The following is an 18,101-nucleotide window of genomic DNA, read 5'->3' as shown; positions in this document are numbered from 1 at the left end:
AATGATTGAAGAGATAAAAAATAACGCTGAGATTATTACTGAGAAGATTGATTATAGGCCGGAAGTTGGACTTATTTTAGGTTCAGGCCTGGGAGTAATGGCTGAAGAAATTGAAAATCCTGTTTATATAGATTATGGTGAGCTTAATAATTTTCCGATTTCTACTGTAGAAGGACATGCTGGTCGCTTTGTGATTGGTGAGTTGGAAGGAAAAAAAGTTATCGCTATGCAGGGCAGAACCCATTATTATGAAGGTTATTCTATGCAGGAATTGGTAATGCCGGTTAGAATTATGAAGGAAGTTGGAATTGAAAAACTGATTTTAACCAATGCTGCAGGTGGAGTTAATGAAGAGTTTTCTGCGGGTGAGTTTATGATAATTTCTGATCATATTAATTTAATGGGAGATAACCCGCTAATTGGGGAGAATTTTGCTGAATTTGGTCCTCGTTTTCCTGACATGTCAGAGGCATATAACAAAGAACTGATCGAAGTAGCAGAAAATGTTGCCAGGGAAAATGGTATCTTAACTAGAAAGGGAGTTTATGCTGCCGAATCAGGTCCGAGTTATGAAACACCAGCTGAGATTAAATTTTTAAGAACAATTGGAGCTGATGCAGTTGGGATGTCTACAGTTCCGGAAGTTATTGCTGCAAACCATATGGGGCTGGGAATTGTTGGTGTATCCTGTATAACTAATATGGCAGCGGGGGTTTTGCCGCAGCCGCTTGATCATAAAGAAGTGGTAGAGATTGCAGAAAAAGTAAGACCTGATTTTATCAAATTAATGAGCGGTATTATTAAAAATATTTAGCAGGAGGGTTTAATGATGCGTGCATATGATATAATATATAAAAAAAGAGAAGGTCAAAAATTGAATAAAGAAGAACTGGAATTTTTAATCAATGGTTATGTTGCGGAAAATATTCCAGATTATCAAATGTCAGCCTGGGCAATGGCGGTTTATTTTCAGGGGATGGATGCTGAAGAGACAGCCAATTTGACCATGCTGATGGCTAAATCGGGTGATATGATAGACTTAAGTCCCATAAAAGGTACCAAGGTTGATAAGCACAGCACTGGAGGTGTGGGGGATACTACTACCCTTGTTTTAGCACCACTGGTGGCTTCAGCCGGAATTCCAGTTGCAAAAATGTCCGGTCGTGGTCTGGGCCATACCGGTGGAACAATAGACAAGCTTGAGTCAATTCCTAAATTTAATACTTCACTTAGTAGAGATAAATTTTTTGATAATGTAAATCAGCATGGAGTAGCTGTTGTAGGACAGACCGGTAATCTGACCCCAGCAGATAAAAAGCTTTATGCTTTAAGAGATGTAACAGCTACTGTCGAGTCTATTCCGCTGATTGCAAGCAGTATTATGAGCAAAAAGCTTGCAGGAGGAGCAGATGCAATTGTGCTGGATGTTAAAACAGGTAATGGTGCTTTTATGAAAGACCTTAAAAGTGCTAAAAAGCTGGCGGAAGCAATGGTTGAAATCGGAAAAGAGCTGGGAAGAGATACAGCCGCCTATATAACTGATATGAATCAACCATTGGGTAATGCTGTCGGTAATGCACTAGAAGTCAAAGAAGCAATTAAAACACTGCAGGGAAAAGGCCCGGAAGATTTAACCGAGTTATGTATTGAACTTGGTTCAGGTATGCTGCAGCTTGCAGGTAAGGTTAAAGATACAGAAGAAGGTAAAAATATTTTAAGAGAAAAATTAAATAACGGTCAGGCCTTAGCTAAATTTGCAGAAATGATAACAGCTCAAGGTGGTAATTCAGAGGTGGTAGAAGACTTATCACTGCTTCCAACTGCAGATGCTACTTTTGAAGTAAAAGCGGAAAGATCAGGTTATGTTTCGGAAATTAAAGCTTTAGATGTTGGAGTAGCTGCAATGATTTTGGGTGCTGGACGTGAAAATAAAGAATCTAAAATAGATCTCGCTGTTGGTTTAGAGCTTAATAAAAAAATTGGAGATCAGGTAAGTAAGGGCGATACTCTGGCTATTCTTCACTATAATAATAAGAAGAATCTGGAAGAAGCCAAACAAAAACTATTAAAAGCATTTACAATTACAGAGGCAAAAAAAGAGAAAAACAAATTAATATATGAGATAATTAAATAAGTATATTTTTAGAGGTGAGTTTATGACTATTTTTAATGGTGAGCGTCTGGAGACTGAATTATTCCAGTTAGACAGAAAAAGAATGGCCGAGGGCTGGTATTCAGATGTTTATTTTCGAAATATTGCAGGTATTTTAACTGCCTTATCTGAAGAAGGATATCAGTTTAAGGAACAGGATATTGGAAATATTGAAGTGGAAATGCAGATTTTCCCCAGACGACAGCCATTTTGTATTCTAGGTGGTATAGATGAGGCACTTTCAATTTTAAAAACTGCAACTGGTTATAAAGATGAAGCTGGAAACTTTGTAAATACTTCTTCAAATCTTGAAGTAGAAGCCTGTCATGATGGTGAGAAAGCTTATTATAAGGGTAATCCCCATAATGTTGATCCAGTTATTAAAATTAGAGGTAGGTATCGTGATTTTTCGATTTTAGAAACTCCTATGCTCGGTTCATTAACTGAGGCTTCGAGAATTGCTACAAATGTCTATCAGGTTATGGTTGCTGCCCGGGGAAAGGATATTTTATTCTTCCCGGCCAGATTTACTCATTATAAGTCGCAGGCTATGCATGGTTATGCTTATTCTTTAGGTGTTAATGCATATAATAATGAATATGGAACTAATACGCAGCGCTATATTTCTACAGATGAACAGGGAGCCTGGTGGGGAGGTAAGGGTGGAGGAACAATAAGCCATTCTTATGTAGCTTCATTTTTAGGGGATACTGCAGAAGCTATGCTGCAGTTTTGCCGTCTGATGCCGCTTAATGTAAATCGAATTGCTCTGGTAGACTTTGATAATGACTGTGTTAATACCAGTCTTGAGGTTCTAAAATCAATGTTTGATAAATACCTTGATTTGTTGAAAAATGGTCGGGAAGAAGAAGCAAAAAAATACAAATTATTTGGAGTCAGACCTGATAATTCTTCGGACTTAAGGGATAAGAGTGTTGAGCCTCTTGGAAAAAAAGAACTCGATAATGGTGTTAATGCCAGATTGATTTTTAATCTGCGCAATGCTCTGGATAATGCCTATAAGGACTGGGATTTAAGACCTGAGGATCTGGAAATGGCTAAAAATTACTGTCGGGAAGTAAAAATCATTGCAACTGGTGGTTTTAAACCAGCTAAAATTGACCGGTTTGAATCATCTCAGGTACCGGTTGATATTTATGGAGTGGGCAGCTGGCTTTTATCGAACTGTTCCTGTGAAGGTACAAAAAATGATTTTACAGCTGATGTAGTTAAGGTTAAAGTTGATGGAGAGTGGATTGATCTGGCAAAGGTAGGTCGTTCACCTGCAGATAATTCAAAACTGGAAAAAATCGATCTGAGTGAAATCCAATAAAGAGATAAAATTTGATTATAATTCAGGCTGTCTCTTTGGAGACAGTCTTTTAAAGTGGTGACTAATTATGAAAAATAAAAATGATTTGTTAAATAAGCTTCTTAATTCAATGGCCGAAGAATATTTTAGTTTTAATAATAAAATAATTAAGGTTAATAATTTAAAAGAAGTAGATTTTCAAAAGATTGCTCTTAAAATTGATAAAGAAGACCAGAAATATTATATAGAAAATAATTATCTAATTGATCAGGATAATGTATATTTTAATAAAGAAAGTGTAAATTTGTTAAAGTATAAAATTCAATTTTTAGGCAAGATTAAATCCGGTCAGCATAAAGTACCTTATCTTAATAACTACAGATATCAGAGTCTCAGTATTGATCTTGATAAAGGACTCGATTTATTAAAGAAATATCAAAAAAACAATCATAATCAGGCTTCATTTCTTCATTATAAATCAAATTTATTAGCAGAACTTCCGGAAGAAAGGAAAGAACTTTTACTGAAACTTGCTGCAGAAGCGGCCGAACTTGGCTATAATCTTTATCTGGTTGGAGGACAGGTAAGAGATTTATTGATTAATCTGCCTTTAAATAAAGATCTAGATCTTTTACTCGATGGTGATTTAAAAGAATTTTTTGATCATTTAGAAGAAAAATTTGGCTATCAGTATGATTATAATAATAAATTTTCTACTGGCTTTTTGCACAATGAATACGGATATTCTATAGATATAGCAAGCTGTCGAGAAGAAAAGTATCATTTTCCGGGTTCTTTGCCTCTGGTAGAAAAGGCTGATCTTTTTTCCGATCTTTTTCGTCGAGATTTTACAATTAATACTTTAGTAATAGATTTACATCCAGATCGAAAAGGAATATTATATGATTTTTTTGGTGGAATTAATGATTTAAAAAATGGCATTTTAAAAGTTCTTCATAATTATAGTTTTCGAGATGATCCCTTAAGAATTTTGAGAGGGATTCGTTTTCAAATATTAAAAGATTTTAAATTGAGTGCAGAAACAGTGGAATTAAGCAGACGTTCCTTAAAAAATTATGATTATCATAAACTTGCACTGGAAAGAGTTTTTACAGAACTGGCATATTTATTTGATTCTAAAAGAGATATTTCTCAGTTTTCTTCTATACTGCTAAATCAGATTCCAGTTTTAAAGTTAATAAAAGATAATTTTGAATTTAACAGCAGTATCGATGCTAATTTTCTTAAAGGAGAAAAAATGCTTGCTTTAAGTAGGGAAAAAGAAGTTGAAGTGAACCATTTTCTTGTCAGATTAATGATTTTGTTTTATAATAGTAAAGAAAGAATAATTAAATCCTGGCCACTTTCGATTCCTGAAAAAAAGACTTTTATTCGTAAAAATTGGCAGGATTTAAATGCTTCTGTTTTTGATCTTAAAGATCCTGCTTTAAGATTTAGAGAGCTGGAATCCTATCAGCCTGAGGAATTAATTATGTTTACTGTGCAAAATTTTAAACAGGAATATGTGGAAGAAATATTTAATCATCTCCAGCAGAGAGATGAAATAGAAATCCCTATCTCCGGTCATGATTTACTGAAAATGGGAGTTGCTCAGGGCCCGGAAATTAGAGAGTATCTGCTGGAAGTGCGGGATCAGATACTCCGCAGGCAGATTAGCAGTCGCAGAGAGGCATTGGAATATTTAAAAGAGATTATATAAATTAGGTAGATTTTTTAAAAGCTAAATTTTGAGAGGTGAAATAATGAGTACAATTTATGAATTATTATTATTAATACCCGTGCTGTTACTTTCTTTATCCTTACACGAGTTTATGCACGGTTATATATCATATAAACTTGGAGATCCAACCCCTAAATCGCAGGGGAGATTAACTTTAAATCCACTGGCTCATTTAGATCCCATTGGTAGTCTGGTTTTAATTTTAACCAGACGTTTTGGCTGGGCCAAACCGGTTCCGATTAATCCGAATTACTATAAAAATCCAAGGCGAGGAATGATGCTGGTTAGTCTGGCTGGTCCAGGGTCAAATTTTTTTCTGGCAGCTTTATTTGCTCTAATAGCAAGAGTAATAGTATTCTTTAGTTCAGCCAGTTTATATCAACTGCAAGCAGCTGGCTATGGAAATCTTGTCCAGACATTTTTTGTTTTCTTTCAACTGGCAGTAATTATAAATTTAAGTCTTGGTTTTTTTAATTTATTACCAGTGCCACCACTGGATGGTTCGAAAATTTTAATGGGTATTTTACCACCTAAATTTGATAAATATATCCGCAAACTGGAAGGGCCTTACGGAATGGTTTTGCTATTGCTTTTGGCCTATACCGGCATTCTCTGGAGCATTATTGGTCCACTGGTTAATACAATCTACGGAATCTTACTCTAAGCGAAAGAGGTTAATTTATGGATTATAAACTAGTACTGGATGACTTTGAGGGACCACTTGAACTTTTATACCAGCTGGTCAAAAAAAATGAAATTGATATCAGTGAAGTCTCACTTGCTAGAATTACTGATCAGTATCTTGACTATTTAGATCAGATGCGGGAATTTGACATAGATCTGGCAAGTGAATTTCTAATTATAGCAGCAGAATTAATAGAGATCAAGATTAAAGCACTTCTGCCTCAGGAAGAGGAAAGTGAGGAAGAAGAGAGTGAACACGAATTAATTACCCGCCTCCGGGAATATGAATTATTTAAAAATATTGCTCAGATGTTAAAAGAATGGGAAGAAGAGGCTGGCAATCGTTACCGGGCCCAGGTGGATATAGAAGAATTAATGCCGGAAATGCTGCAGGTAGATCTGGAAATTTCTGTGTCTAAATTACATGAACTGGTTATTAAAGCATTAACTGCCGAAAAAGAAGAAGAAACAGAAGTTTTAAGAAACCCTAAACTGGAATATCTTAAAGAAGAAAAGTTTAATATCCGCAACAAGATTAGAGATATTTTGAAAGATATTAGGCGGGTCAACCAGGAAGTTTCATTTTTTCATTTAATAAAAGAAGAAAATAATCAGCTGGAAATAGTTGTCAGTCTCCTTGCTTTACTGGAACTGATGAAACGCAAAAGAATTAAGGTGGTTCAGGAAAATAATTTTTCTGATATCCGGATTAGTATGGAAAGGTGATTTAATGAGCGAAGACAATATAAGTTATCTCAGTGAAAAACGAAAAGAAAAAGCACAAAAAATACTGGAAAATCTTGGCTTTGAAGACTTAAAACCAAAGGATATCGCACTGGTAGAGGCCCTTATATTTAGCAGCAAGAAGAAACTTCCACGATCTGTAATTAAGGAGATAACTTCATTTTCAGAAGAAAAATTAGAAAGAGTAATTATATATTTAGAGCAAAAATATCAGGGGGGAGAATTTGGTATTCAGCTAAAGGAATATAATGACAGTTATTTATTCCAGACCAAAAAAGAGTTTGCCCGCGAGATAGAACAGCTATTTGATATCACTAAAGTATCTTCTCTTTCCACTGCTTCTATGGAAACCCTGGCAATTATTGCTTACAGACAGCCAGTAACACGTTCGGAAATTGAGGAAATTAGAGGAGTCAGTGTTGAGAGGACCTTAACTACTCTAAGTAAGTATGAGTTAATAGAAGAAGTTGGGAGAAAAGAAACTATTGGTAATCCGATTATTTATGGAACAACAGATCAATTTTTAGAATATCTGGATATTGAAGATTTAGCTGAACTACCAGAAATTGAAAGAGTAGAAAAATTATTTGCTGCAGAAATTGAAGAGGCAGCAGAAGAAGCTGCAGAAAAAAAGGAATTAGAAGCAGAGCAGGAAACAAACTAAAAAGTTTAAAATAATATAATTTTGAGGTGAAATAATGGAGAGACTGCAGAAAGTTATGGCCCATGCAGGGGTTGCTTCTCGCAGAAAATCGGAGGAAATTATAGCAGCAGGGAGAGTTAAAGTAAATGGACAAACTGTTACCGAAATGGGATTTAAGGTTGATCCAGAACAGGATGAAATAGTTGTTGATGGTGAGCTGATTAGTGAAGAGAAAAAAAGATATATTCTTTTAAATAAACCAGAAGGTTATATTACAACTGTATCTGATCCGGAAGGTCGACCTACTGTTATGGACTTAATTCCTGATTTAAAACAGCGTCTGTATCCAGCAGGAAGACTTGACTATGATAGTTCAGGACTCTTAATTATGACTAATGACGGTGATTTAACTTATAAATTAACTCATCCGAAAAAGGAAGTTGATAAAAAATATAGAGTTCTTGTGCAGGGAGAAATGAAAGAAGAAGATTTTAAAAAATTTGAAAATGGAATGATAATCGATGGACAAAAAACAGCACCTGCTAAAATATCAAATGTAAATCAGAAAAAAGATCAGACCGAGTTTGATATAATTATTCATGAGGGTAGGAACAGACAGGTTAGACGGATGGCCAAAATTGCTGGTTTTCCGGTCGTTTCACTGCAGCGAATTTCTTTTGCTTTTTTAACACTCAATGGTGTTAAAGAAGGTGAATTTAGATATCTAAATGACAGGGAAGTAACGAAATTGAAAAATATGCTTTAATTTAAGTAATAAAGAAGGAATAAGTACTTTAATCAAGAATTAAATAATTAGCTGTTTACATATTCTCAAGATTATTCTTAATAATCCTGAAGATTCTCCACCTGTTTTAAAAAATTATAATTACATTTAAGGGGGAGTTAAATTATTTATGGAAGAATTAAAGGTTTCATCAAATTCTGATCCAAAAGCTGTTGCTGGTGCTTTAGCAGCGGTTGTTAGGGAAGAAAAAAGGGTTGAGTTACAGGCGGTAGGAGCTGGAGCAGTCAATCAAACTATCAAAGCAATTGCGATTTCCCGGGGATATGTTGCTCCCAATGGAATGGACTTAATTATGATTCCTGCATTTGCTGAAATTGAAATCGATGGAGAAGAAAGAACAGCTATTAAATTTTTAGTTGAGCCGAGATAAATCACGATTTTTTAAAACCTATCCGTGAGGGTAGGTTTTTAAATGTAAAATCAGGCTACTTATAAGGTAGGTGGTTAATATTTTTCTTAAAAAAATTAGGCTTAAAGGATTTAAGTCTTTTGCCAGTAAAACTGATATAGAAATTGAAGAAAATATAACTGCTGTCGTAGGACCAAATGGCAGTGGTAAAAGTAATATTGTAGATGCTATCCGCTGGGTTCTGGGCGAGCAGAGTGCCAAAAATCTGAGGGGAAGCAGAATGGCTGATATTATTTTTTCTGGAAGTGAAGAATTAAACGCCAAAAAGAAAGCCAGTGTAACTCTATTTTTTGATAACTCCAGTGGAGACCTTCCTGTTGAAGGCAAAGAATTGACTTTAGGACGTGAGGTAAGAGATGATGGTCGCAGTGATTATTTAATCAATGGAGCTTCCTGCAGGTTAAAAGATATAGAAATGCTTTTAATGGATAGTGGTCTGGGCAGTGATGGTTATTCAATAGTTGGACAGGGAAGAATTGATTCAATCATTAAATCCAAGCCGGATAAAATGAGATTGTTTTTTGAAGAAGCTGCAGGAATTATGAAACATAAATCTCGTAAAGAAGAAGCCGAAAAAAGACTTGAAAATACTAATAATGATTTAAAGAGAATTCATGATCTGGTGGATGAACTTGAAAAAAGACATGATCCTTTAAAAAATGCAGCTGAAAAAGCTAAAAAGTATAAAGGATTTAAAGAAGAACTTTCAGATTTAGAGATTAGCCTTTTAAATAAACAGTGGAAAAAAAATTCAGCTGAGTTCAAAGCATTGAGCAAAAATAGAGATGCTCAGCAGAAGACTTTAAATGAAAAACAGAGCTCCTATAATGCAATTTCTTATCAGCTTGATAATGATAAAGACAAGCTTAAAACTCTTAAAAATGAAAAGGAAGAGCTCAGTAATCGCTATTTTCAGAATCAGAATAAGGTTAATGAGATTAAAAATAACCTAAATGTTATGGAAGAAAGGAAAAATAATTACATAGAAAATAAAGAAAATCTAAAAAATAAAATTGCTGAGCTAAAAGAGGAACGACAAAGGCAGCAGGAAGAAGTTAAAGAGGCAGCAGAAAATTTTAAGCTGATAAATTCTGACCAGCAGAATATTGAAAATGAAATTGATAAATTAAAAAATAGCATTAGACAAAATCAGGAAAAAATTGAATCTCTAAAAAAGCAAATAAATTCTAAAGAAAATAAAATTGAAGCAAAAGAAATAAAAATACAGCAGGAAAATTCAGCACTGGAAAGATTAAAAGAAAGAGTTGAAATTTCTAATGATCGGCTGCAGGAAATATCTTTAGACCAAAATCAGATAGATCAAAAAATTGAAAAGGAATCTGCTCGTACCTCAAGAATCAAAGAAGAGCTGGCTGCAGTTAGAACTAAGATTGAAAAAAAGAAGCAGCTATTAGAAACTCTAAAAGAAAAAATCCGAAAAGAAGATCAGGCTCTGGAAGCAGGTAAAGATCAGCTTTTAGAGACAAAGGAGAATTATCAGCATTATAATTCTCGTCTGCAGTTAATGGAAGAAATGCAGGAAAGTTATGAAGGTTATTATAATGGTGTGCGCAGCATTTTAGAAAAACGAGAACAGTTTAGTGGTTTAATTGATGTAGTGGCCGAAATAGTCTCAGTTAAAGCCGAATACGAAGAAGCTATAGAAACTGCACTTGGAGCCAAAATGCAGAATATTATTGTCGAAGATGATCAGACAGCTAAAGATGCAGTAAGCTACCTAAAGAAAAATAACAGAGGGCGAGCAACTTTTTTACCACTTAATATGGTTAATGGTTCCCGGCTTAGTGATCGTTATTTAAATCAATTGAGAAATCAGAAAGGATTTATTGGTCTGGCAGTTGATCTGGTAGATTTTCCGGAGCGCCTGGAAAATATATTCAACTTTCTTTTAGGTCAAATTGTAGTCAGTGATAATCTTGACCATGCTGTTAAGATGGCGAAAAATATTAAGCGCAGTTTTCGAATTGTTACCACAGAAGGAGATGTTGTATATCCCGGTGGTGCTATTTCTGGTGGAAGCAGCTCCAGTAACAGCAGAGATTTAATCGGCCGCAGTCGAAAAATTGAAGAGCTAAAATTGCGCAAAAACAAACTGCAGCAAAAAGGAAAATCACTTGTCCAAAAACTGGAAAATAACAAAAAAGAACTTGACCAAAAAAGGGAAAAATTAGAGCTTTTAAAATCAGAACTTCAGTCTTTAAAAATGGAAGAAAACAATATTATAAATGATAAAAATAGAGCTGAAGAAAATTTAAAAGAATTAAAATCAGACAGGAATTTAAGACAGAATAATTTTTCTGAGTTGGATAATAATCTTAAAGATAACAAAGAAACAATTAAAATTAAGCAGCAAAACATTGAAGAATTCAGAATAGAGATTAAAAATTTGGATAGTGAAATCAATGATCTAAAAGCCGCTTTTAAAATAAAAAAAGAAAATCTTGCAGAACTGGAACCTCAGTTAAAAGAATTAGAGCTGGATGGGGCCAGAATTTCGGAAAAAAGAAATAATGCGCAGGAAAAGTTGTCTGATAGAAAGCGCGCTTTAGAGTTAAAAGAGAAAGAAATAAAAGAGCGAAAAAAAGAGATTGATGAGATTAGCAGTGATCTGGAAAGAATCGCTGATCGTAAAATTAGACTTCAGCAGCAGAAAACGAAATTGGAGTCTGAGGGTGAAGAGCTGAAGCAGAAAAAAAATAATTTAACAATTGAAGTTAAAAATCTGGAAAAAAAAGTTGAAACCAAGGAAAAAGAAGCAAAAGAACTGCAGCAGCAGTTAAACAAGGTTAAAGATGATTTTCACCAGCTTGATTTAAAATATACCAAGCTAGATGACAAATTAGAAAACATTAAATCAATTTTAATTAATGATTATGAACTTAAACCGAATGAGATTGATGAAAATAAATTAATTGAAATTACAGATGAAGATGAGGCAGAAGCAGAGGCCAAAATTCATGATTTAAAAAAGAAGATGGACAGCCTGCATCCGGTTAATGAAGCAGCTGTAGAAGAATTTGCTGAACTAAAGGAAAGACTTGATTATCTGCATGAACAGCAGGCTGACTTAAAACATGCCCGGAATTCAATTGAACTTGTGATTTCGGATATTGAGGAATCTATGGAAAAAATGTTTGCAGATACTTTTTATCAGGTCAAGGAAGAGTTTTCTAAGGTTTTTAAAGCCCTTTTTCAGGGAGGGAAAGCAGAACTTAAGTTAACTGATCCAGACGAACTTTTAACAACAGGGGTGGAAATCCATGCTCAACCGCCGGGAAAGAGTTTAAAAAGTTTATCTCTGCTCTCAGGTGGTGAGAGGGCTTTAACAGCGATTGCCTTAATTTTCGCCTTTATTCAGGTTAAACCAAGTCCTTTTTATGTTCTGGACGAAATAGATGCTCCTCTGGATGATGTTAATATTGTTCGATTTGCCAGTTTTATTAAAAAGTATGCAAAGGTAGCACAGTTTATTATCATCACTCACCGACGTTATATGATGACTGAAGTTGATTCGCTTTACGGTGTGACTATGGAAAAATCTGGTGTATCTCGTCTGGTTTCTTTAAAGTTAGACCAGGCAGAGGAATTTAATGATAATTATATCAAGGAGGCTTTATAAGTGGGATTTTTACAGAGATTAAAGGATGGGCTTAAAAAAACAAAGGAAAGTTTTGTAAATCAGGTAACAAATATTTTTACCGGCAGAACAAATATTGATGATGAACTATTTGAAGAGTTGGAAGAGGTTTTAATTCAGGCAGATGTAGGTGTTAAAACCACTTTTACCTTAATTGAAAAATTAAAAGAAAATGTAGAAGAAGAAGAAATTACTGAACCAGAAGAACTAATGGATTATTTTCAAAAAGAACTGCAGAGTCTGCTGCAGAATGACGAAGGCGGCTTTAAATTCGATAAAGATCTTAATATTATCATGGTAGTCGGTGTTAATGGTGCCGGAAAAACTACTACAATTGCTAAAATTGCGGGCCGGCATAAAGAAGAGGGTAAAAAGGTAATGCTGGCAGCAGGTGATACCTTTAGAGCGGGTGCAATTGAACAGCTCCAGATCTGGGGAGACCGTCTGGGAGTTAATGTGATTGCTCAGCAGGAAGGTTCTGATGCAGCAGCAGTTGCTTATGATGCTGTCCAGTCTGCCAGAGCTAAAGAAGTAGATCTTTTAATTGTCGATACAGCCGGCCGACTGCACACCCAGACTAACTTAATGGAAGAGCTCAAAAAAGTTAAAAGAGTAATCGATAGAGAGGCAGCAGAAATAAATGCTGGAGTTGAAGTTCTGCTGGTATTAGATGCAACAACCGGCCAGAATGCTATTTCTCAGGCTAAATTATTTAATGATGCTGTAGAAGTTGATGGGGTTGCTCTAACCAAACTTGATGGAACTGCCAAGGGTGGTATTGTAATTGCAGTTAAAAATGAACTGGATATTCCAATTAAACTGATTGGAGTTGGAGAGGCAGCAGAAGACCTGCAGAACTTTGATCCAGAAGAATTTATAGAGGCACTTTTCAGCAGTGAAGATTAGATAGGTCAGTTATTTAGAGTATTAGAGAAATAAAATATCTGCCTGACTTTCTCCTCCAGATATTTAAAAAGAGAGTTTTGCAAGCTTAAAATTTCAAAACTTAATTAAAAATTTAATTAAAGAGTAGATTGAGCCCAGAAAAAATTAGATAAACTTGACTTAGTAACTTTTTATTGTAGTACTTAATGAGTATTTATTTAAAATCAGACCTACAAACAGGAGGTTTGTAGCTGAATGCAGCACAGGAGGTGCTGATCAAGAAGGTAGTCTGATTTTAAATGAATATAAATTTTTAGTGCTACAAAAAAGTTAATTTGGAGATTTAGATAATTTTTTCTGGGCTCAATCTTAACCTATTAAAAAATTTAAGGATGTTTTGAAATTTTAGCTTGACAAAAGCTCCAAAATATCATATACTATCACCTGTGTTAAGTAAATTAACTTTACAGGTGATTTTTTTGCTAAAGAAAACAATTAAAATTACAATGTTATTTGACTTTTACGGCTCTTTGCTGACAGAAAAGCAGCAAAAGATTATTAAAAGCTACTTCTATAATGATTTATCTCTTTCTGAGATTGCTGATAATATAGGGATCAGTCGTCAGGGAGTTTATGACCATCTACATAGAAGTGAGGAGAGCCTGGAAGATTATGAAGCCAAGCTCGGGCTTTTAAAAAAATATAATAAGATCAGAACAAATATAAATGATTTAGAAGAGATGATGACGGCTAAGGGTATTTTAGCTGCAGACCAGAATCAGGATCTGCGCAAAAAACTGGAATCGATTAAATCGATCCTCTAGAGGAGGTAAAATATGATTTTTTCAAATCTCGCTGAAAAACTGCAGGATACCTTTGATAAGTTAAGAGGAAAGGGTAAACTGACAGAAAAAGATGTTAAGACTGCTCTAAAAGAGGTTAAGATGGCCCTCTTGGAAGCAGATGTTAATTATAAAGTTGTAAAAAACTTTATTTCTAAAATTGAAGAGAGAGCTGTTGGTAAGGAAGTTATGGATAGTTTAACTCCTGGACAGCATGTTATTAAGATTGTTAATGAAGAAATGCAGGAACTAATGGGTGGCAGTAAAGAAGATATTGCTATTGCACCTGAACCCCCTACAATTATTATGATGGTTGGTCTTCAGGGTTCAGGTAAAACTACCAGTGCTGGTAAACTGGCCCGTAAATTATCAAAGGATGGTAAGAGTCCTTTATTAGTTGCTGCAGATGTTTACCGGCCTGCTGCTATCAGACAGCTTCAGGTTCTGGGAGAAAGACTTGATTTACCCGTATTTTCGATGGGAGAAGACAGTGATCCGATTGATATTGCAAAGGGAAGTATTAACTATGCTTCTTCTCACAACTGTGATACTATTATTCTTGATACAGCAGGACGTCTGCATATTGATCAGGATATGATGGAAGAATTGGAGTCTATTAAGTCTACAGTTGAACCGGATGAAATTCTACTTGTTGTAGATGCAATGACAGGTCAGGATGCTGTAAATGTAGCTAAAAACTTTGATCAGCGCCTTGACGTAGATGGAATAGTTCTAACCAAAATGGATGGTGATGCCCGTGGTGGTGCTGCTTTATCTATTAAGGCAGTCACAGGTAAACCAATAAAATTTGCTGGTACAGGCGAAAAACTTGCTGATTTAGAAACTTTTCATCCAGATCGGATGGCATCACGTATTCTGGGAATGGGAGATGTTTTAAGTTTAATCGAAAAGGCAGAAAAGAGCATTGATAAGGAAAAGGCTCAGGCACTGGAAGAGAAGCTCAGAAAAAATGAATTCACTTTAGAAGATTTTATGGAGCAGATGGACCAGGTGAGAAATATGGGGCCGATGGATGAAATTCTGGGAATGATTCCCGGTTTAGGTGGAGCCAAACAGCTTAAAAATATGCAGGTTGATGATAAACAGCTTGATTATATTGAAGCAATAATTTCATCAATGACACCAGAAGAAAGAAGAGACCCTGAAGTCATTAATGGTTCACGCCGTAAGCGTATTGCTCAGGGTAGTGGAACCAGTATTCAGGAAGTAAATCGTCTTTTAAAACAGTTTAGACAGACTAAAAAAATGATGAAGCAGTTAAACAGCGGTAAAATGAAAAAAGGTGGAGGTTTCAATCTGCCATTTTTCAATTAAATAAATAGACTTGTAATTTTTATTATTAACGGAGGGAGGTGTTTGATAGATGGCAGTTAAGATTCGTTTAAAAAGAATGGGAAGTAAGCGTAATGCATCATACAGAGTTATTGTTTCTGATTCCAAGAGAGCTCCTCAGGGATACTTTGTTGAGGAATTAGGTTTCTATGACCCTACAACTGAACCAGAAACATATAATATTGATGAAGAAAAAGCACTCAAGTGGTTAAATAATGGTGCAAAGCCTTCAGATACAGTTAAGACTTTATTAAAGAAGTCAGGTGTTATGGCTAAGTACCACGGTAATGAGTAATTAAAAGGAGGTTTTCTCCATGGAAGAATTGATAAAATTTATTGCCGAATCCATAGTAGACAATCCTTCTGAAGTCTCAGTTAACAGGGTTGAAGATAACAATTCGATAACAATTGAGCTTTCGGTTGCAGATGAAGATATGGGTAAGGTCATTGGTAAGAGAGGCCGAATTGCAAAAGCAATTAGAACCGTTGTTAATGCTGCAGCTGCTAAAGAAGGAACAAAAGTAAGGGTTGATATTAAATAATTTTTCAGGCTGGTGAAATAATTGAGTGATAATTACTTAGTAATTGGAATAATTACTCGTTTCCAGGGAAATAAAGGAGAAGTTAGGGTTAAGGCAACCACCGACATTCCGGAGCGATTCTTTGATTTAGATACAGTCTATCTTAAAAGAGGAGATGAGCTTAAGGAACTGGAGATAGAGTATATTCGTTTCCATAAACAATTTGTAATAATAAAGTTTTTTGACATTAATTCAATTAATGAAGCAGAAGAACTTAAAAATTATCAGGTTTTAATTGATGAGTCTGAAAAATATTTACTTCCAGAAGATAACTTTTATGTCGATGATTTAATAGACTGTGAGGTCTATCTTGCATCCGGCAGCTATCTGGGAAAATTAATAGATGTTATTGACACTTCAGGCACAGATATTTTTTTGGTCAAAGGCAAGGATAAAGAATATATGCTGCCTGCCAGTCGGGAAATGATTTTAGAAATTGATCTTGAAAACAAAAAAATTATTGTTGATCCTATCCCGGGGATCTTAGATCTTTAGGAGCTGAATTTATGTTTTTTGATATTTTAACTCTTTTCCCGGAAATGTTTGCGGGACCTTTTAGTGAGAGTATTTTAAAAAGAGCCAGAGAAAAAGATTTGATAGATATAAAAACAGTAAACATCCGTGATTTTGCTGAGGATAAACATCATACAACAGATGAGCCACCATACGGTGGAGGAGCTGGAATGGTGATGAAGGCAGAACCGATCTTCAAGGCCTGGCAGAATACTCAGGATAAGAGAGGGCAAAAATCAAAAACTATTTTAATGAGTCCGCAGGGTGAAGAATTGACCCAGGATTTAGTTAAGGATCTAAGCCAGGAGCAGGGTTTAACAATAATCTGTGGCCGTTATGAAGGTGTGGACGAACGAGTCAGAGAAACAATTATTGACCGGGAAATTTCTATCGGTGATTATGTACTTACTGGTGGAGAACTGCCGGCAATGGTTCTTGTTGATTCAATTTCCAGACTTTTGAGTGGAGTACTGGGAGATGAAAATTCTTCTAAAAAGGATTCGTTTTATAATGGCCTTTTAGAACATCCTCATTATACCAGACCACGAGAATTTAATGGCCTCAAGGTTCCTGATGTATTACTAAGTGGTAATCATCAGTTAATTGAGCGATGGCGCAAAAAAGAGTCTTTAAAAAGAACTCTTTTAAGAAGAAAAGATTTACTGGAAGATAAAAAACTTAGTGATTTAGAAAAAGAATTACTTAAAGAAATTAAGCTGGAACTAAAGGGTGAAGTTGATGGCAAAAATTGAGGCAGATGTTTATCTTGGCTTAGTCCATAATCCTATTTATAATAAACTGGGTGAAGTTATAACAACAACTGTAACAAATTATGATCTACACGATATAGCAAGAGCTGCAAAAACCTATGATATCAATAAATACTATATTATCAATAATCTTAAATCACAGCAGGAATTGGTAGAAAGAGTCAGAGATTACTGGACTGGTGGTCGTGGTGCTGATTATGTTTATAACCGTCATCAGGCTTTTTCGGTGCTCGAGATTGCTTCAGAACTTGAGGAAGTAAAAGAAGAAATCCGAAAAGAAACAGGGCAGGAGCCTCTGCTGATTGCTACTGATGCTCGTGAATATCCAAATACAATATCCTATAAAGATATGCGCAGTGAATTACAGCAAATTGACCGCCCGTTTTTAATTATTTATGGAACCGGTTATGGTTTAACCAAGGAGATGGTTGCTGACTGTGATTATGTGCTTTATCCTATCTGGGGTAGAGGAGATTTTAATCATCTTTCAGTTAGAAGTGCTGCTTCAATTATTATGGATCGTCTGTTGTCTGATCCCTGGTGGGAGGCATAAAATTTAATTATTTTTTGAGAGGAGGTTTATAGATGAACATTATCAATGAAATAGAGAAAGAACAAATTCGTAATGATATCCCCGAATTTGCTGTTGGCGATACATTAGATCTAAAAGTATTAATCTCTGAAGGTGGAAAAGAAAGACTTCAGCCTTTTAAAGGGGTTGTAATTAGAAGAAATGGTGGTGGTTTAAACGAAACCTTCACTATTCGTAAAATTGCACACGGTGTTGGAGTGGAAAGAACTTTCCCATTACATAGTACTAAACTTGATACTATTAATGTGGTACGCCGTGGTGATGTTAGAAGATCTCGTCTTTACTATCTGCGGGATAGAAGAGGTAAGGCTTCTAGAATTAAAGAAAAAAGAGAAGAAAGAAAATAATTATTTTAAGGTGGGGGTTTTCTCCACCTTTTTTCAATATTTATGGACTTAAAAAATATTCAGAAAAAGT

At 35.1% G+C, this 18,101-nt stretch carries 19 protein-coding genes; all 19 read left to right on the top strand.

Features of this window, described 5'->3' with window-relative positions; all coding sequences use genetic code 11:
• Position 1 precedes the first annotated feature (1 nt).
• The 19 genes from BW929_RS01470 to rplS all read left to right on the top strand — a co-directional run bounded on the left by BW929_RS01470 (position 2) and on the right by rplS (position 18,031).
• A complete protein-coding gene (locus BW929_RS01470) occupies positions 2-814 on the top strand; it encodes a purine-nucleoside phosphorylase (RefSeq protein WP_076543585.1) in 813 nt (270 codons plus the stop codon).
• A gap of 15 nt (positions 815-829) precedes the next feature.
• On the top strand, positions 830-2,134 hold the full coding sequence (locus tag BW929_RS01465) for a pyrimidine-nucleoside phosphorylase (RefSeq protein WP_076543584.1): 1,305 nt from the start codon (positions 830-832) through the stop codon (positions 2,132-2,134).
• A 22-nt stretch (positions 2,135-2,156) separates the two neighbouring features.
• Positions 2,157-3,485, top strand: a complete 1,329-nt coding sequence (locus BW929_RS01460; RefSeq protein ID WP_076543583.1) for a nicotinate phosphoribosyltransferase — start codon at positions 2,157-2,159, stop codon at positions 3,483-3,485.
• A gap of 67 nt (positions 3,486-3,552) precedes the next feature.
• The gene (locus tag BW929_RS01455) at positions 3,553-5,184 is read left to right on the top strand and encodes a tRNA nucleotidyltransferase/poly(A) polymerase family protein (RefSeq protein WP_076543582.1); all 1,632 of its coding nucleotides are present in this window, start codon (positions 3,553-3,555) and stop codon (positions 5,182-5,184) included.
• A 43-nt stretch (positions 5,185-5,227) separates the two neighbouring features.
• Positions 5,228-5,869 carry a site-2 protease family protein gene (locus BW929_RS01450; RefSeq protein ID WP_076543581.1) on the top strand — a complete coding sequence of 214 codons (642 nt, stop codon included), beginning with the start codon at positions 5,228-5,230 and terminating at the stop codon, positions 5,867-5,869.
• A 17-nt stretch (positions 5,870-5,886) separates the two neighbouring features.
• The gene (locus BW929_RS01445) at positions 5,887-6,615 is read left to right on the top strand and encodes a segregation and condensation protein A (RefSeq protein ID WP_076543580.1); all 729 of its coding nucleotides are present in this window, start codon (positions 5,887-5,889) and stop codon (positions 6,613-6,615) included.
• Positions 6,616-6,619: 4 nt separating this feature from the next.
• The gene (gene scpB, locus BW929_RS01440; protein ID WP_084566042.1) at positions 6,620-7,297 is read left to right on the top strand and encodes an SMC-Scp complex subunit ScpB; all 678 of its coding nucleotides are present in this window, start codon (positions 6,620-6,622) and stop codon (positions 7,295-7,297) included.
• 34 nt (positions 7,298-7,331) lie between these two features.
• Positions 7,332-8,042, top strand: coding sequence for a pseudouridine synthase (locus tag BW929_RS01435; RefSeq protein WP_076543579.1), 711 nt, complete (start codon positions 7,332-7,334; stop codon positions 8,040-8,042).
• Between the two features lie 148 nt (positions 8,043-8,190).
• The gene (locus tag BW929_RS01430; RefSeq protein ID WP_076543578.1) at positions 8,191-8,451 is read left to right on the top strand and encodes a stage V sporulation protein S; all 261 of its coding nucleotides are present in this window, start codon (positions 8,191-8,193) and stop codon (positions 8,449-8,451) included.
• A gap of 70 nt (positions 8,452-8,521) precedes the next feature.
• Positions 8,522-12,130, top strand: coding sequence for a chromosome segregation protein SMC (gene smc / locus BW929_RS01425; protein WP_076543577.1), 3,609 nt, complete (start codon positions 8,522-8,524; stop codon positions 12,128-12,130).
• A complete protein-coding gene (gene ftsY, locus BW929_RS01420; protein ID WP_076543576.1) occupies positions 12,131-13,054 on the top strand; it encodes a signal recognition particle-docking protein FtsY in 924 nt (307 codons plus the stop codon).
• Positions 13,055-13,512: 458 nt separating this feature from the next.
• Complete coding sequence (gene ylxM, locus BW929_RS01415) at positions 13,513-13,857, top strand: YlxM family DNA-binding protein (RefSeq protein ID WP_076543575.1); 345 nt, start codon at positions 13,513-13,515, stop codon at positions 13,855-13,857.
• 12 nt (positions 13,858-13,869) lie between these two features.
• Positions 13,870-15,210, top strand: coding sequence for a signal recognition particle protein (gene ffh / locus BW929_RS01410; RefSeq protein ID WP_076543574.1), 1,341 nt, complete (start codon positions 13,870-13,872; stop codon positions 15,208-15,210).
• Between the two features lie 49 nt (positions 15,211-15,259).
• Positions 15,260-15,523: a 30S ribosomal protein S16 gene (rpsP, locus tag BW929_RS01405; RefSeq protein ID WP_076543573.1), complete on the top strand. Its 264-nt coding sequence runs from the start codon at positions 15,260-15,262 to the stop codon at positions 15,521-15,523.
• 19 nt (positions 15,524-15,542) lie between these two features.
• The gene (locus BW929_RS01400; RefSeq protein ID WP_076543572.1) at positions 15,543-15,770 is read left to right on the top strand and encodes a KH domain-containing protein; all 228 of its coding nucleotides are present in this window, start codon (positions 15,543-15,545) and stop codon (positions 15,768-15,770) included.
• A 21-nt stretch (positions 15,771-15,791) separates the two neighbouring features.
• Complete coding sequence (gene rimM, locus BW929_RS01395) at positions 15,792-16,304, top strand: ribosome maturation factor RimM (RefSeq protein WP_076543571.1); 513 nt, start codon at positions 15,792-15,794, stop codon at positions 16,302-16,304.
• A gap of 11 nt (positions 16,305-16,315) precedes the next feature.
• The gene (trmD, locus tag BW929_RS01390; protein WP_076543570.1) at positions 16,316-17,074 is read left to right on the top strand and encodes a tRNA (guanosine(37)-N1)-methyltransferase TrmD; all 759 of its coding nucleotides are present in this window, start codon (positions 16,316-16,318) and stop codon (positions 17,072-17,074) included.
• Positions 17,061-17,645 carry an RNA methyltransferase gene (locus BW929_RS01385; protein WP_076543569.1) on the top strand — a complete coding sequence of 195 codons (585 nt, stop codon included), beginning with the start codon at positions 17,061-17,063 and terminating at the stop codon, positions 17,643-17,645. Before trmD ends, BW929_RS01385 begins: the two co-directional genes overlap by 14 nt.
• A gap of 32 nt (positions 17,646-17,677) precedes the next feature.
• Entirely contained in the window at positions 17,678-18,031 is a 354-nt protein-coding gene (gene rplS, locus BW929_RS01380) for a 50S ribosomal protein L19 (RefSeq protein ID WP_076543568.1), read from the top strand.
• Positions 18,032-18,101 lie beyond the last annotated feature (70 nt).

The organism is Halanaerobium kushneri (genome assembly GCF_900156285.1).
In the GTDB taxonomy this organism is placed as follows: domain Bacteria; phylum Bacillota; class Halanaerobiia; order Halanaerobiales; family Halanaerobiaceae; genus Halanaerobium; species Halanaerobium kushneri.
The sequence above is the reverse complement of the archived record's forward strand: the minus strand, read 5'-3'. Positions and strand labels throughout refer to the sequence as shown.